Source organism: Ensifer sp. VA4, assembly GCF_055710065.1.
This window is the reverse complement of sequence record NZ_JBVQPO010000092.1, coordinates 1-255: the sequence shown is the minus strand read 5'-3', so window position 1 is coordinate 255 and position 255 is coordinate 1. Positions and strand designations below refer to the sequence as shown.

Below are 255 nucleotides of genomic sequence, written 5' to 3'. Positions count from 1 at the left end.
CTTGAACGCTGACTATCGGCCGCTGAGTTACTACCCCTTGTCGCTTTGGTCCTGGCAGGACGCGATCAAGGCAGTCTTCCTTGACCGTGTAAACATCCTTGCCGAGTACGAACATTCGGTGTCGTCTACGAGTTTCTCGATGCGACTGCCGAGCGTTGTTTGCCTCAAGAGCTACGTGCAGCCCTCGCGCCACCCGGCCTTCACCCGGTTCAACGTGTTCCTGCGCGATAAATTCGAATGCCAGTATTGCGGTTC

1 protein-coding gene is annotated in these 255 nt (G+C 56.1%); it reads left to right on the top strand.

Features of this window, described 5'->3' with window-relative positions:
• Position 1: 1 nt before the first annotated feature.
• Positions 2 to 255, top strand: a 254-nt coding sequence (locus tag AC0C6X_RS30305; protein WP_472956742.1) for an HNH endonuclease, incomplete at its 3' end; no start/stop codon positions are given.